This is a genomic window from Ruegeria sp. CDSA079, assembly GCF_059612245.1.
This window is the reverse complement of the sequence record NZ_JBXWQF010000007.1, coordinates 127555-141912: the sequence shown is the minus strand read 5'-3', so window position 1 is coordinate 141912 and position 14358 is coordinate 127555. Positions and strand designations below refer to the sequence as shown.

Here is a 14358-nt window from a genome sequence, read left to right as displayed (position 1 = left end):
AATTCCCTTTGAAACCAGAGTTGCGGGGACAGTGTACCGGCGGGCGGGTTGTTTCAAGTTCGATTGCACCGGCTGAGGTATGGGCTGGCATTCCACCACAGTTTGCGTAGCATAACGCCATGACCCGTGAACAGGACCTCTACCCCCCGATCAAAGCGCTGCTGGAGCGACAGGGGTATACGGTCAAGGGCGAAGTCGGGGCAGCTGATATTGTTGCGGTGCGCGCGGGTGAGGAACCCGTGATCGTCGAGCTGAAGTTGAAGTTTACGCTGTCGCTGTTCCACCAGGCCATCACACGACTGAAACTGACCGATCAGGTCTATATCGCTGTCACCAAGCCCACGGGCCGAACCGCCCGACGGGCACTGAAGGACAATCTGGCACTGTGTCGACGGTTGGGTCTGGGCCTGATCACCGTGCGCGCTGACGGTACGGTCGAAGTGCAATGTGATCCAGGCCCCTATGCGCCGCGCAAAAACAAAGCCAAGGTTGCGCGTCTGCTGCGCGAATTCGACCGGCTGGGAGGGGACCCGAACGCGGGGGGTGCCACACGGCATGGGATTGTGACCGCCTATCGACAGGACGCGCTAAAATGTGCGGCGTTTCTGGCGGAGAATGGTCCAACAAAGGGGGCCGAGGTTGCCAAATCGGTTGGTGTCCCTGTCGCCACCCGGCTTATGCGCGAAAACCACTATGGGTGGTTTGAGAAGGTTGAAAAGGGCATCTACGGACTTACGTCTTCCGGGGCCGATGGGTTAAAGCACTGGGCCTACAGCTGGGAACAGGCTGACTGATCTGACTTGCAAAAAAAATCCCTGACAACTTGTTGACTCGGAGATTTAGACTCCCTAGCTATGCGTCGTTATCACTCACACATTCCGAGTGCTAACGCCTCGTCGGAAGGCGAGGGGAGGATAAACTAACTTTGAGCCCAAGGAGCTGCAAAGATGGCATTGAAACCGCTTCATGACCGCGTGCTGGTTCGCCGTACCGAAAGCGACGAAAAAACTGCTGGTGGTCTGATCATTCCCGATAGCGCAAAAGAAAAGCCCAGCGAAGGTGAGGTCGTATCGACCGGTGAAGGCGCGCGCAAGGACAGCGGCGAGCTGATCGCAATGGCTGTAAAAGCTGGCGACAAGATCCTGTTCGGCAAATGGTCGGGCACCGAGGTCAACGTCGAAGGCGAAGAGCTGCTGATGATGAAAGAAAGCGACATCATGGGGATCATCGAGTAAGCCCCGCGCTTTCTCTGATTTCTATACGCTTTATCTCAAACAAATCTCTCAAGGAGAAACGACATGGCTGCTAAGGACGTCAAGTTTGACACCGATGCCCGTAACCGCATGCTGGCAGGTGTGAACATCCTGGCCGATGCTGTTAAAGTGACGCTGGGCCCCAAAGGCCGCAACGTGGTTCTGGACAAATCCTTTGGCGCGCCGCGCATCACCAAAGACGGTGTTTCGGTTGCCAAGGAAATCGAACTGGAAGACAAGTTCGAAAACATGGGCGCGCAGATGGTGAAAGAAGTCGCCAGCCGCACCAATGACGAAGCCGGTGACGGCACCACCACCGCAACCGTACTGGCTCAGTCCATCGTCAAAGAAGGTCTGAAGCAGGTTGCTGCTGGCCTGAACCCGATGGACCTGAAGCGCGGCATCGACCTGGCAACTGCCAAGGTTGTTGCGGGCATCAAAGAGATGGCGCGTGAAGTCAAAGACTCGGCAGAAGTTGCTCAGGTTGGCACCATCTCAGCCAATGGCGAAGCCGAAATCGGTCAGCAGATCGCAGATGCGATGCAGAAGGTTGGCAACGAAGGCGTTATCACCGTCGAAGAAAACAAAGGTCTGGAAACCGAGACCGATGTTGTCGAAGGTATGCAGTTCGACCGTGGCTACCTGTCGCCTTACTTCGTCACCAACGCAGACAAGATGATCGCAGAACTCGACGACTGCATGATCCTGCTGCACGAAAAGAAACTGTCCTCGCTGCAGCCGATGGTTCCGCTGCTCGAGCAGGTGATCCAGTCGCAAAAACCGCTGCTGATCATTGCTGAGGACGTTGAAGGCGAAGCGCTGGCAACTCTGGTTGTCAACAAACTGCGCGGCGGCCTGAAAATTGCTGCGGTCAAAGCACCGGGCTTCGGCGATCGCCGCAAGGCCATGCTGCAGGACATCGCAATCCTGACCGGTGGTCAGGTCATCAGCGAAGATCTGGGCATGAAGCTCGAGTCCGTCACCATGGACATGCTGGGCACCGCCAAGAAAATCGAAATCACCAAAGACGAAACCACCATCGTCGACGGTGCTGGCGAAAAAGCCGAGATCGAAGCACGTGTTGCTCAGATCCGCACTCAGATCGAAGAAACCTCGTCGGACTACGACCGTGAGAAGCTGCAAGAGCGCGTTGCCAAACTGGCAGGCGGTGTTGCCGTTATCCGCGTTGGCGGTATGACCGAAGTTGAAGTGAAAGAGCGTAAGGACCGTGTTGACGATGCTCTGAACGCAACGCGTGCTGCTGTTCAGGAAGGCGTTGTTGTGGGCGGTGGTGTTTCGCTGGTTCAGGCCGGCAAAGCTCTGGACTCTCTGAAAGGCGCAAACGCTGATCAGGACGCAGGCATCAATATTGTTCGCAAGGCAATCGAAGCGCCGCTGCGCCAGATTGCTGAGAACGCAGGCGTCGACGGCGCGGTTGTTGCTGGCAAGGTTCGCGAATCTTCGGAAGCAGCCTTTGGCTTCAACGCACAGACCGAAGAATATGGCGACATGTTCTCGTTCGGCGTGATTGACCCGGCCAAAGTTGTCCGTACCGCTCTGGAAGACGCGGCATCGGTTGCTGGCCTGCTGGTCACCACCGAAGCAATGGTTGCCGACAAGCCTGCCAAAGAAGGCGCGGCACCTGGCGGTGGCATGCCCGACATGGGCGGCATGGGCGGCATGATGTAAGTACGTCGAATTTGCTTCGGCAAATTCTGACGGCCCGACAGGTGCTTGGCGGTAACGCCAGGCTGCCGACAGGGGAAGTCATAGTGCTAAAAGACGGGGTCGCCTTCGGGTGGCCCCGTTTCGTTGTTGATAGCCGCTTTGCGGCTATGCCTCCGGCGGGAGTATTTTGGAAAAGATGAAAAGCGGTAAGCATGTACATGGATTGTGAGTGTCCATATCGCTGGCAACCGGATATGCGGGTTCCATGCGACTGTTTTTTCTGACCGCCCTGACCATGTGCGCTTTTGCGGCGAATTCCATCCTTAACAGGATGGCAATCGACAGTGGCGCCAGTGATCCGGCCGGGTTTGCGATTGTGCGGGTACTCGCGGGCGCGCTGGTCTTGACTGCGTTGGTGCTGGCGCGCCGCAGGCATGTACCCTTGCGCAACCGTCGGCGGGTCATTGGGGCGGGGTCGCTCTCTGTTTATATGATAGGGTTTTCCATCGCCTACATGACGCTGGATGCGGGGTTGGGGGCGCTGGTGCTGTTTGCCGTTGTGCAGATCACAATGTTCGGTATTACCGCTGTGTCAGGCACTCTGCCCACCCGACAGCAACTGGCAGGGGCGGCCATCGCATTGGGAGGGCTGGCCTATGTGCTGTGGCCCTCGGGCACGGTGCGGGTTGACCCGGTGGGTACCGCTTTGATGGTCGCTGCCGGTGTTGGTTGGGCCGTTTATTCTTTGGCCGGACGATCCGAGCCTGACGCCCTGCAGGGCACGGCTGCGAATTTCATCATTGCTTTGCCTGTTACAGCTTTGGCTCTACTGGCCACTGGAGCAGAGTGGCACATGACCGGGTTTGGATATCTGCTGGCGGCTGTGTCGGGGGGCATCACTTCGGGATTGGGATATGCCCTGTGGTATCGCGTGCTGCCGAACCTTGCGCCAACAGTTGCGGCTGTGGTCCAACTCAGCGTGCCTGTCATCGCGATCCTGGGGGGTGTCGCGCTGCTGGGCGAAAGCGCGAGTGTCCGGCTGATCATCGGAGCGTCGCTGGTTCTGGGCGGTATCGCGCTGGCCGTGCTGCGACGTCAACAGAGCTAGGTCTTTCATCAGCGGCTCATAGGCTTTATCTGGCGGTTATGAGACTTCTGACCGCCTTGCTTTTGTGCCTTTTCCCGTTTGCCGCCAGCGCGAAATGCGTGGTGCTGCTGCATGGGCTTGCCCGGACCGAGGCTTCGTTTGCGGTGATGGAGGAGTTGTTCGAGGCACATGGCTACACCGTTGTGCGCCACGGATACCCCTCGACCGAAATTGGCATTCCGGAATTGGCTGAACAGACCCTTCCGGACGCCTTTGCCGCGTGCGGAGAAGATAAAGTTAATGTTGTGGCTCATTCCATGGGCGGCATCCTGCTGCGGTATTGGCTCAAGGATCATCACCCCTCCAACATGGGCCGCGCCGTCATGCTGGGCCCACCTAATCAAGGCAGTCAGCTGGTCGACGAACTCAGCGCGTGGGAGGTGTTCGGATATCTGAACGGTCCAGCAGGCCTGCAACTGAGTACAGGCCCAGAAGGTATCCCCCGACGGCTACCTCCGGTGGATTTCGAACTGGGGGTCATTGCAGGGGACGAATCCCTGAACCTCGTGTTTTCCTCGCTGATCGACGGGCCTGATGATGGCAAGGTTTCGGTCGAAAGCACCAAGGTTGAGGGCATGGCCGATCATCTTGTCTTGCCCGTGACCCATACCTTCATGATGAACAACCCGCGCGTAATGGCTCAGGTGCTGCACTTCATTGAATTTGGCCAGTTCGATCCGCAGATCACTTGGCTGGACGGTGTGATGGAATTAATAGACGAGATTTGTATAGGGCAGGATTGCTCGGAGCCGGATTCGGAGCCCACAAGATGACCTCATTAGAGCTGACTATGACCGGCGCAGAAGTACTGTTGCCGGGCGAGGGCTTGTCCTGCGCTGATCTGACCATTGCCGACGGCGGAATACAGGAAGAGTCTACGGGGCGCAGGATCGATCTGACCGGATATCTTGTCCTGCCCGGCATCATCGACCTGCATGGGGACGGGTTCGAACGCCATATCGCACCGCGCCGGGGCGCGATGAAGCAGATGAATGAAGGTATTCTGTCGGTCGAAACCGAGCTTGCTGCAAACGGCATTACCACCGCAGTGCTCGCCCAATTCTACAGCTGGGAAGGCGGTGTGCGGGGTCCGGAATTTGCCGCGCAGGTTTTTCAGGCCATTGCTGCCGTTAAGGACAGCACGGTCACCGATCTGATCCCGCAATTGCGGTTCGAGACCAATATGCTCGAGGACTACGACGGTCTGGCCCGCCGCATCGCCGATTGGCAGGTGCCGTACGTGGTTTTCAATGATCACCTGCCACATGATCGTTTGGCACAGGGCAAAAAACCGCCGCGCCTGACCGGGCAGGCGTTGAAGGCCGGGCGCAATCCGGATGCGCATTTTGAGATGTTGCTCAACTTGCACGCCCGCAGGCACGAAGTGCCCGCAGCGGTCGAAGTGCTGTGTTCTGACCTTAAAGAGATGGACATACGTCTCGGCAGCCATGATGACGCAACCGTTGAAACAAGGGCCTGGTGGCGCGATCTTGGCGTCTACATTTCCGAGTTCCCGGAAACGCTTGAGGCTGCTGAGGCCGCGCGTTCCGCCGGGGATCACATCATCCTCGGTTCCCCCAATGTGGTGCGGGGTGGATCGCATAAAGGCAACGCAAGTGCAGTCGAGCTGATTGCCATGGGACTCTGCGATGCGTTGGCCTCGGATTACCATTATCCCAGCCCGCGCCGTGCGGCGCTGATGCTGACCAAAACCGGCTTGCTGGATCTGGCCAGTGCATGGGCGCTGATCTCATCCGGTCCCGCACGGGTGCTGGACTTGCAAGACCGGGGCACGCTGGCCGTGGGCAATCGCGCAGATCTGGTCATACTGGATGCGGAAACCCATCGGGTCGCGGCAACCATGTCCGGTGGGCGCGTCAGCTATATGTCAGGTGACATCGCCGCACGGTTTGTGGGCTAGGCACAAAAAGTCTTCATCTTTTCCCAAATACTCTCGCCGAAAGCGTCGCGCATTTGCGCGATACTCTCAGCGTTTGATACGGTTGAAATGCCCCATCTTGCGCCCGGCTTTGATCTCGGCCTTGCCGTAAAGATGCAGCGCCACGTCTCGCTCGCGGGCCAGTTCGGGCACGCGGTCCATGTCGTTGCCGATCAGGTTTTCCATCACTACATCCGAATGACGTTGTCCGTCCCCCAGGGGCCAGCCCGCAACCGCACGGATGTGCTGTTCGAATTGATCCACGGCACAGCCATTCTGCGTCCAGTGGCCCGAATTATGCACACGCGGTGCGATCTCGTTCACGATCAGACCGCCGGGTGTCACGAACAGTTCAACCCCCATGACACCGACATACTCCAATGCGTTCAGGATGTTGGCCGCCAGAAGGATTGCGTCGGTGCGCTGGGCAGGGGACAGGCGGGCGGGGATGGTGGTGGTGTGCAGGATACCGTCTCGGTGCACGTTCTCGCCCGGATCGAAACAGGCCACCTGACCATCCAGCCCGCGTGCTGCGATGATCGACACCTCGTGCGAGAAATCCACGAACCCTTCCAGAATTGCAGGCGCACCGGCCATATCGGCCAGAGCAGCCCCTGCACCTTCAGGGTTACGCAGACGGGCTTGGCCCTTACCGTCATAGCCAAAGCGGCGGGTCTTGAGGATTGCAGGCGTCCCTATTTGTTCGATCGCAGCGTTTAGGCTGTTCAGGTCGGCAATATCGGCAAACGGAGCCGTTTTCAGACCCAGGTTTTGCAGAAAATTCTTCTCTGTCAAACGATCCTGGCTGACCCGCAGTGCCTCGCGCCCGGGACGGATCGGGCGGTGGGCTTCCAAAATGTCCAGAGCTTCTGTCGGGATGTTTTCGAACTCATAGGTGATGACATCCACTGCATCGGCAAAGGCTTTCAAGGCGTTGACATCGTCATAAGACGCCGTTGTGACCCGATCCGCAACCTGCCCAGCGGGTGGGTTTGCGCCCGGCTCATATATATGGCTGACAAAGCCCAGTCTGGAGGCCGCCACAGACAGCATCCGACCCAGCTGACCGCCCCCCAAAATCCCGATTACCGCGCCGGTTTGCAGTGCTTCAGTCATTGACAGGCTCCTCGGGGATCGAAGCCGACAGAGCTTCGCGCCATGCATCCAACCGATTGGCCAATGCCGTATCCTGCAGTGCCAGAATACCCGCCGCCATCAGGCCGGCATTGGCACCCCCAGCGGACCCGATCGCCATGGTTGCCACCGGAAAACCCTTGGGCATCTGCACAATGGAATAAAGCGAGTCCACACCCGACAGGGCGCGGGTCTGCACCGGCACACCAATAACCGGCACCCGCGTTTTTGATGCCATCATGCCCGGCAGATGCGCGGCGCCACCAGCGCCCGCGATAATCACGTGCAAACCGCGCGATACGGCGGTCTTGCCATAGTCCCACAGCCGATCTGGCGTGCGGTGGGCCGACACGATACGTTTTTCATAAGCGACGCCCAATTCATCCAGAATATCTGCCGCTTCTTTCATCGTGGGCCAGTCCGACTGGCTGCCCATGATGATCCCCACTTTCACATCGCTCATCCGCTTTTGTCCCTGCGCTCAGAAAGAGCGCGCACTATAGCCAAATCCGGTTCTCTGGCAATGCGCTGCAGGGTGTTCAGGCGATGATATCGGGGGTCAGGCGGTCTTCGATGATGCGGATGATGTCTTTCAGGCGCAGTTTCTCTTTTTTCAGCCGCCGTAACGTCAGCTGATCAGCAGTGCCCCGGTCATGCAGCGCTTCAATCGCTTCATCCAGATCGCGGTGCTGGCGGCGGAAAACCTCCAGCTCGACCCGCAGAACTTCATCTGTTTTCATCGAAAGATCGGTGGGCGCGTTCATTGGTGACTCGGGTTTGTTGTGGTGCTTACCCAACAGGATAGTGTGTAAGAGGTTATCGCGCCAGACCTTGTGGACATCCTGGTTTCTTCCCATATTCTATTACAGGCGGTTGCCAGAACGGGGCCGCACACCACGTCGCTTTGACAATAAAGGACGAAAATACGTGTCGAAACTTACCTTGGGCTCATACCCGCATCTTTTGGGGTTCGAGCAGTTGGAACGCCTTCTGGAACGGTCTGCAAAGGCTGGCAACGAAGGGTATCCGCCCTATAACATCGAACAGACTTCGGACTTTTCCTACCGCATCACCCTTGCGGTGGCGGGGTTCGCCGAAGAGGACATGTCGATCACCATCGAGGATCGCCAACTGGTGATCCGGGGCCGTCAACGCGACGACAGCGAGGGGCGCATATTCCTGCATCGCGGCATTGCGGCGCGTCAATTTCAGCGCATGTTTGTGCTGGCTGACGGTGTCGAAGTGGGCGAGGCGATCATGGAAAACGGTCTGCTTCATGTGGATCTGACCCGCGCCGTGCCGGAAACCGTGGTGCAGACCATCAACATACGGAAGGGGTAAGAGCAATGAACACACCGATTGAAATCAACACCGAAGGCGACCGTATTGTTTATGTAAAAACAGTCGAGGTCGCCGATCTGCCGCGTGATCTGCGCGATCAGGCAGGGGACCTGGATCAGCTTTATGCTGTACATGATTCCGATGGGCAGCAACTGGCGCTTGTGGCCGACCGCAAGCTGGCCTTTGTGCTGGCGCGTCAGCATGACCTGTCCCCGGTGGCCGTTCACTGAACGGCCCACCAACGCCTTTTGGGGCGTGACATTCTCAGCGACACGCGCAACACATGAGCATCGGCGAAATCTGCCGGGATGTTCAGTCAGGATTTTATCGCATGAGCTGGTTCGAATTCGATTGGGTAGACGCCTTTAGCGACCGCGCCTTTGGCGGAAACGGATGCGCCGTGGTTCATAACGGCGCGCATCTGTCCGAACAGGTCTGCATGGCCTATGTGCGCGAAACCTCCCTGGTCGAATGCACCTTTACCGGACCATCCGACATTGCTGATATCCGCGTGCGGTATTTTCTGGCCAGCCGGGAAATTCCCTTTGCTGGGCATCCAACAATTGCCACCGTCGCTGCCATGCGGTCTCGCGGGATGATTGAGGGCGAGAGCCTGACGCTGGAAACCGGTGCAGGGATAGTGTCGATTCGACTGCAAGGCGCGCAGATTGAAATGACCCAGGTTGCCCCGCAATTCGGCCCGCATGTGCCTGCCGATCTGGTGGCCGCAGCCGTAAACCTGCCGCCTGACGCCATTATCTCACAGCCGCAGCTTGTATCGACCGGATTACCGTTCTGCATCACCGTCCTGCGCGACCATACCGCTTTGCGCGCGGCTCAACTGGTTGAAGGTCCTTTGAGAAAAGTGGCGGAGGCTGCGGGCTTTTCAGGTTCGGATATGGCCGAACCGTTTCTTGTGACGTTACAAGGGGCCACCGACGCAGGTGATACGTTCTCGCGCCTGCTTCTGGCCCCACCCAGCCCGCCCGAAGACCCGTTCACCGGATCTGCCACCGGGGCCATGGCAGCGTATCTCTGGAAATATGACCTGATGGCCAAAGACAACTTCATCGCGGAACAGGGGCACGACATGGGCCGCCCCGGACAAGCCACTGTTACCCGCGTTGGCCCGGCGGACGCCATGACTGGAATCAGGGTCGCTGGTGAGGGACATATCCTGATGCGCGGGCAAGTCGATCTGCCAGAGGATGTGCGTTGAGGGGCCGGGCAAGGCGATCGTAGGCCGGGAATCGAAATAGTATCCTGCCCCTAGACCCGTGGAGCGGGTCGCATCCAATCCAGTGGTTTGATCGGGGCGGCTCGAGGGTCAATCCCGTGTCGGGTACAAAGCGTGTCCAGATAAGATCCCGGAACCGGTAAACCAGCCAGTTGGATAGCCAGCAGTTTTTTCTGGTGGCCATAGAAATGGACCGAATGCGTAGCCTCTCCTTCGATCTCGTCCGGCACCACGTTCGGATCATGCAGTTTCCAAAGCTCGGCTGGTGCCAACGGATAGAGGGATTTGGCCGCCATCGCGTGACTGTCTTCACCAGTTTGGCGCAGGAAGTGTCCAAAGGCTTTGGGCCCGGAACTGCCCCAGGGCAGAGATTCGATGCCCCAGCTTTCGCCCTTTGCAATCCGCTCGCGATTGTGCCGCCTCACTTGCCGACCGCGCCAAGGCTGGGTTGGGTTAGCCGACATCACGAAATCCAACATCAGCGCAAGCGTCTGTGAGTTCTGTGGCAGCCGCAGAACACCTGTCGGGAAATCATTCGTTTTGGAGTGCGCAAACACCCAGTCCGAAAATGAGCGAAAAGCCCGTACGCAATAGGCATCAAGATCGACCCAAATGGCATCGCTCCGACGCATCAGATGCAGCCGGAAAATATCAGAGAACACAGCCACACCCTGCCGGTCGTCCGGTTGTAGAGGATAGGGTGGGGGCCAGAAAATTTCGCTTGCCGGGCGTGTGTGAACACCCGCGGGGATGCCCTGAACTTCGTGAGAAAGATACAGATCGAACGCGTGCCCCTGATCCAGAAAAGACTGAATACACAGCTGCTCCAGCCAGCTCAGATCGGATCCGAACCAGAAACTGGCAATGGTGGGCAATCTGTGTGTCACGGCAAAATTTCACCCTGTTTCTTGTCGCACAGCACCAATCCAGGCAGCGCTTGTCAATCAGGACAAACAAAAACGGCCCCCGGAAACCGGAGGCCGAAAAGTCTTGGTTCGCTGGCGTCAGCTTGCAGCGATCAGGCCCATGCTTTCCAGTTTCAGCAGAACCTGGTGGGCGCAGTTGTCGACCTCGACATTCTCGGTCTCGACGCGCAGCTCCGGGTTTTGCGGCACGTCATATGGATCCGAGATGCCGGTGAATTCCTTGATCTTGCCCTCGCGTGCCAGCTTGTACAGGCCCTTGCGGTCGCGGCGTTCGCATTCCTCGATGGTGGTCGCGACGTGGATCTCGCAGAAGGCACCGAACTGTTCGATCTCTTCGCGAACCGCCCGGCGGGTGGTGGCGTAGGGCGCGATGGGCGCACAGATGGCGATACCGCCGTTCTTGGTGATCTCGGATGCCACATAGCCGATGCGTCGGATGTTCAGATCGCGGTGCTCTTTCGAGAATCCCAGTTCCGACGACAGGTTCTTCCGCACGATGTCGCCATCCAACAACGTCACGGGGCGGCCGCCCATCTCCATCAGCTTGACCATCAACGCGTTGGCAATGGTCGACTTGCCCGAACCCGAGAAACCAGTGAAGAACACGGTGAAGCCCTGCTGGCTGCGCGGTGGCTTGGTCTTGCGCAGTTCGGTCACAACCTCAGGGAAGCTGAACCATTCGGGGATTTCCAGACCTTCGGCCAGACGACGGCGCAGTTCGGTGCCCGAAATGTTCAGGATCGTGACATCATCCTTGTCGAGAATCTCGTCATTCGGCTCGTACTGCGCGCGTTCCTGCACATAGACCATGTGCTTGAAATCAACCATCTCGACGCCGATTTCATCCTGATACTGGCGGAACAACTCCTGCGCATCATAGGGGCCATAGAAGTCTTCACCCGCCGAGTTCTTGCCGGGGCCTGCATGGTCACGGCCAACGATAAAGTGCGTGCAACCGTGATTGGCGCGGATCAGTCCGTGCCAGACCGCCTCGCGCGGGCCAGCCATACGCATCGCCAGGTTCAGCAGCGACATCGACGTGGTCGAGGCCGGATATTTGTCCAGCACCGCCTCATAACAACGCACACGGGTGAAGTGATCAACGTCGCCCGGCTTGGTCATGCCGACAACCGGGTGGATCAGCAGGTTGGCCTGCGCTTCCTTTGCGGCGCGGAAGGTCAGTTCCTGATGCGCGCGGTGCAAGGGGTTGCGGGTTTGGAACGCAACGATCCGACGCCAGCCCAGCTTGCGGAAGTAAGCGCGCAGCTCGTTTGGCGTATCGCGGCGGCCGCGGAAGTCATAGTGAATAGGCTGTTGGATTCCAACGACCGGACCACCCAGATAGACCTTACCTGCAACGTTGTGCAGGTAGTTTACGGCGGGGTGCGCATCGTCATCGGCGCCGAACACTTTGGCGGCTTCGCGCGCCTTGTCAGGAGTCCAACAGTCAGTGACGGTCATGGTGCCCAGGATCACGCCTTCCTGATCGCGCAGGGCTATGTCCTGACCCAGCTCGATGCCTTGGGCAAAATCTTCGCTGACATCCAGTGTGATCGGCATCGGCCACAGCGTTCCATCGGCCAAACGCATATTCTCGACCACGTTGTCGTAGTCGACTTCGCTCAGGAACCCTTTCAGCGGGTTGAATCCGCCATTCATCAGAAGTTCAAGGTCGCAGATTTGGCGCGGGCTCAGGTCCCAGCTGGTCAGATCTGTCGCTTCGACCTTGAGCTTTTGCGCCGAGTCATACGACACGAAGAGTTCAGGAATTGGGGCCAGATTGCTTAACATCGTCATTTGAATACTCTTATCGCAGTGTTGAATTGCCAGTGGATATTGGGCGTTGTCAGGGCATTTGCACCGACTGATGGACGAAGTCCACTGGCGTCAATGAAACAAAGGAGGATATGCGCTGATTTTTTCAGAATTGGAAGAAATTTCTATCGCGGCGACTCCACAGATGATCCGGTTCCTCGAAATGGAACGAATTTGGTCATGCAGAGTATGACTGTTCCTTTCTTTGGCGCTGAATTCCAATCTGTGAGGCCCGGGCTATCGGAAGCGCGGGAATCGGCTGGGAAACTCCGCGCAGTTCGAATGGCCGGATCTCAGCGTGCGGTACATCCACACCCGCTGCGCGCAATAATTCTTCCGAAACCAAAAGTTCCACCCCCAGCGCCTTGGTTTCGCTCTCCAGTCGGCTGGCCACATTGACCGCGTCACCAATGATCGTCTTTGCGGCATGGCCCTGCGCGCCGATTTCACCCACGACCAGATCCCCCAGGTGCAGGCCCATGCCGATGCGAATGCCGGGGCTGCCTTCAGCTTCGAGCTGTTCGTTGAACATGTCCAACGCATGGCTGATATCCACCGCTGCGTTCAGTCCGGCGCGGGCTGATGCCGCAGCACCAGGTTTTTCAAACACCGCCAGCAGCCCGTCACCCATATACTTGTCCACGATGCCTCCTTCATCGGTAATGGCGGGCACCACCGCATCAAAGAACCGGTTCAGCAAAAAAACGATATCATAGGGCAGTTGTCCCGTGGTTCGCGCGGTAAAGCCGCGCATGTCCAGAAACAGAACAGCCAGTTGGCGCTCCTGTCCCTGGCTAGCGTGCCCGCGAAATCGCCCGCCATCCGGTCGGAAAACGCGAAATACGGTGGTCGGCTCGGACGGACGTATCTGGCAGGCCAGCCGCGTCTGAGGAGACGCGCCGACAGCAGCCAGACTGCGTGCCTCTACGTCGTTGGGCGGGGGCAGGGCATCGCCTCCGTTCTCGACAATGACGCGGCATGTGGTGCAGCGCCCTTTGCCGCCGCACAAAGCCGCATGAGGCACGCCGTTTGCTTGCGAGATCTCAAGTAAAGTCATGCCCTTTTCCGCGACCACATCGGGCCCTCTGGCATAGGTGACGCGCACGGAATGCCTGCGTCGCCAAAATTTGCGCCCGATGAACACCAGACCCGTTGCGCCCAGTGCCAACCAAAAGGCCGTCAGGGCGTTGTCCTTGACGCTGAACAGTGTCTGAAAGGCTTCGGGAGAGGGCCAGTTGTAATGGTCGATGTACTGTTCGCGCAAAAACTCGTCGGCAAAATCGGCCCAGATGCGGCGGCCTTCGGTCAACAGGCCAGCCAGTGCGAACAGAGGCACAAAGACAGCCATGCCGATCAGATAAGGTACGGCATTCGACCACCATTTGGTCAGCCGCAGCCACATGTGCAGACCGATGCAGCCATGCACCCAGACAATCAGCAGCAGTGCGCTTTGCGTCCAGACTGCAATGCTCGGCCACATCAGGATAATGATGTATCCCATCTCGTCGTTGACGTCATAAACCTCATGCGCGACCCGCGTATGAACAATATGCGAGATCAGTTGCAAGGGGATCAGTAGCCCCAACACCACCTGAAGACCTGTGCTGAAAGGCATACGCAGGGTTCGGCGTTGCGCGATAGACACGAGGGCCAGACCGGCATGTACGAACAGCGCCGTGTAGAGAAGCACGCTCATCGCATTGTGGCGCGTCACCTCTTTGCGACCGTCCTGCATCCCGTGCAGGTAATCGGTGTGAAACAGGCCCAAGCCTATGTTAATGAAATGAAAAAATGCGAAGACAAACAGGACAAGACCACTGCCGATCCTTAGTCGGGTTGACCACCCGCCGCGCCAAAGAGCGTTGTTCAAATGCTCACCCATCTTTCGCTGTGCTCAG

15 protein-coding genes are annotated in these 14358 nt (G+C 58.1%); 9 read left to right on the top strand and 6 right to left on the bottom strand.

The genetic code is table 11. From position 1 onward, the window contains the following. Positions 1-119: 119 nt before the first annotated feature. The 6 genes from AC2FJZ_RS09750 to AC2FJZ_RS09725 all read left to right on the top strand — a co-directional run bounded on the left by AC2FJZ_RS09750 (position 120) and on the right by AC2FJZ_RS09725 (position 5989). On the top strand, positions 120-794 hold the full coding sequence (locus AC2FJZ_RS09750; protein ID WP_496777313.1) for a DUF2161 domain-containing phosphodiesterase: 675 nt from the start codon (positions 120-122) through the stop codon (positions 792-794). Positions 795-947: 153 nt separating this feature from the next. Continuing rightward, positions 948-1235 carry a co-chaperone GroES gene (locus tag AC2FJZ_RS09745; protein ID WP_050604813.1) on the top strand — a complete coding sequence of 96 codons (288 nt, stop codon included), beginning with the start codon at positions 948-950 and terminating at the stop codon, positions 1233-1235. Positions 1236-1298: 63 nt separating this feature from the next. Further along, positions 1299-2942 carry a chaperonin GroEL gene (gene groL / locus AC2FJZ_RS09740; RefSeq protein ID WP_496777311.1) on the top strand — a complete coding sequence of 548 codons (1644 nt, stop codon included), beginning with the start codon at positions 1299-1301 and terminating at the stop codon, positions 2940-2942. A 244-nt stretch (positions 2943-3186) separates the two neighbouring features. Beyond that, a complete protein-coding gene (locus AC2FJZ_RS09735) occupies positions 3187-4029 on the top strand; it encodes a DMT family transporter (RefSeq protein WP_496777309.1) in 843 nt (280 codons plus the stop codon). A 38-nt stretch (positions 4030-4067) separates the two neighbouring features. Next, a complete protein-coding gene (locus AC2FJZ_RS09730) occupies positions 4068-4841 on the top strand; it encodes an alpha/beta fold hydrolase (RefSeq protein WP_496777307.1) in 774 nt (257 codons plus the stop codon). After that, positions 4838-5989, top strand: coding sequence for an alpha-D-ribose 1-methylphosphonate 5-triphosphate diphosphatase (locus AC2FJZ_RS09725; RefSeq protein WP_496777305.1), 1152 nt, complete (start codon positions 4838-4840; stop codon positions 5987-5989). Before AC2FJZ_RS09730 ends, AC2FJZ_RS09725 begins: the two co-directional genes overlap by 4 nt. Before the next feature lie 66 nt (positions 5990-6055). On the opposite strand, the gene AC2FJZ_RS09720 is transcribed toward AC2FJZ_RS09725, so the two are convergent. The 3 genes from AC2FJZ_RS09720 to AC2FJZ_RS09710 all read right to left on the bottom strand — a co-directional run bounded on the left by AC2FJZ_RS09720 (position 6056) and on the right by AC2FJZ_RS09710 (position 7905). Then, entirely contained in the window at positions 6056-7123 is a 1068-nt protein-coding gene (locus AC2FJZ_RS09720; RefSeq protein WP_496777303.1) for a 5-(carboxyamino)imidazole ribonucleotide synthase, read from the bottom strand. Continuing rightward, positions 7116-7604 carry a 5-(carboxyamino)imidazole ribonucleotide mutase gene (gene purE / locus AC2FJZ_RS09715; protein WP_496777301.1) on the bottom strand — a complete coding sequence of 163 codons (489 nt, stop codon included), beginning with the start codon at positions 7602-7604 and terminating at the stop codon, positions 7116-7118. The genes AC2FJZ_RS09720 and purE overlap by 8 nt, the downstream gene beginning before the upstream one ends. Before the next feature lie 76 nt (positions 7605-7680). Beyond that, a complete protein-coding gene (locus AC2FJZ_RS09710; RefSeq protein WP_050604880.1) occupies positions 7681-7905 on the bottom strand; it encodes a YdcH family protein in 225 nt (74 codons plus the stop codon). 163 nt (positions 7906-8068) lie between these two features. Between AC2FJZ_RS09710 and AC2FJZ_RS09705 the strand changes: the two genes are divergently transcribed. The 3 genes from AC2FJZ_RS09705 (at position 8069) to AC2FJZ_RS09695 (ending at position 9701) form a co-directional block, all read left to right on the top strand. Next, positions 8069-8482, top strand: coding sequence for an Hsp20 family protein (locus AC2FJZ_RS09705; RefSeq protein WP_050604807.1), 414 nt, complete (start codon positions 8069-8071; stop codon positions 8480-8482). Positions 8483-8487: 5 nt separating this feature from the next. Further along, complete coding sequence (locus AC2FJZ_RS09700; RefSeq protein WP_050604806.1) at positions 8488-8712, top strand: DUF1150 family protein; 225 nt, start codon at positions 8488-8490, stop codon at positions 8710-8712. 101 nt (positions 8713-8813) lie between these two features. Next, positions 8814-9701 (top strand): PhzF family phenazine biosynthesis protein, encoded by an 888-nt coding sequence (locus tag AC2FJZ_RS09695; protein ID WP_496777299.1) that lies wholly within the window; start codon positions 8814-8816, stop codon positions 9699-9701. A gap of 50 nt (positions 9702-9751) precedes the next feature. Here the strand turns inward: AC2FJZ_RS09695 and AC2FJZ_RS09690 are convergent, their stop codons facing one another. The 3 genes from AC2FJZ_RS09690 to AC2FJZ_RS09680 form a co-directional block, all read right to left on the bottom strand. Continuing rightward, positions 9752-10606, bottom strand: a complete 855-nt coding sequence (locus AC2FJZ_RS09690; RefSeq protein WP_496777297.1) for a hypothetical protein — start codon at positions 10604-10606, stop codon at positions 9752-9754. A gap of 117 nt (positions 10607-10723) precedes the next feature. Beyond that, positions 10724-12442 (bottom strand): bifunctional sulfate adenylyltransferase/adenylylsulfate kinase, encoded by a 1719-nt coding sequence (locus AC2FJZ_RS09685; protein WP_496777295.1) that lies wholly within the window; start codon positions 12440-12442, stop codon positions 10724-10726. A gap of 196 nt (positions 12443-12638) precedes the next feature. Continuing rightward, positions 12639-14342: an adenylate/guanylate cyclase domain-containing protein gene (locus tag AC2FJZ_RS09680; RefSeq protein ID WP_496777293.1), complete on the bottom strand. Its 1704-nt coding sequence runs from the start codon at positions 14340-14342 to the stop codon at positions 12639-12641. Positions 14343-14358 lie beyond the last annotated feature (16 nt).

Coding starts and splice junctions, on each gene's coding strand:
- AC2FJZ_RS09750 (WP_496777313.1), top strand. CDS start 120: ATGACCCGTGAACAGGACCTCTACCCCCCGATCAAAGCGCTGCTGGAG.
- AC2FJZ_RS09745 (WP_050604813.1), top strand. CDS start 948: ATGGCATTGAAACCGCTTCATGACCGCGTGCTGGTTCGCCGTACCGAA.
- groL (WP_496777311.1), top strand. CDS start 1,299: ATGGCTGCTAAGGACGTCAAGTTTGACACCGATGCCCGTAACCGCATG.
- AC2FJZ_RS09735 (WP_496777309.1), top strand. CDS start 3,187: ATGCGACTGTTTTTTCTGACCGCCCTGACCATGTGCGCTTTTGCGGCG.
- AC2FJZ_RS09730 (WP_496777307.1), top strand. CDS start 4,068: ATGAGACTTCTGACCGCCTTGCTTTTGTGCCTTTTCCCGTTTGCCGCC.
- AC2FJZ_RS09725 (WP_496777305.1), top strand. CDS start 4,838: ATGACCTCATTAGAGCTGACTATGACCGGCGCAGAAGTACTGTTGCCG.
- AC2FJZ_RS09720 (WP_496777303.1), bottom strand. CDS start 7,123: ATGACTGAAGCACTGCAAACCGGCGCGGTAATCGGGATTTTGGGGGGC.
- purE (WP_496777301.1), bottom strand. CDS start 7,604: ATGAGCGATGTGAAAGTGGGGATCATCATGGGCAGCCAGTCGGACTGG.
- AC2FJZ_RS09710 (WP_050604880.1), bottom strand. CDS start 7,905: ATGAACGCGCCCACCGATCTTTCGATGAAAACAGATGAAGTTCTGCGG.
- AC2FJZ_RS09700 (WP_050604806.1), top strand. CDS start 8,488: ATGAACACACCGATTGAAATCAACACCGAAGGCGACCGTATTGTTTAT.
- AC2FJZ_RS09695 (WP_496777299.1), top strand. CDS start 8,814: ATGAGCTGGTTCGAATTCGATTGGGTAGACGCCTTTAGCGACCGCGCC.
- AC2FJZ_RS09685 (WP_496777295.1), bottom strand. CDS start 12,442: ATGACGATGTTAAGCAATCTGGCCCCAATTCCTGAACTCTTCGTGTCG.
- AC2FJZ_RS09680 (WP_496777293.1), bottom strand. CDS start 14,342: ATGGGTGAGCATTTGAACAACGCTCTTTGGCGCGGCGGGTGGTCAACC.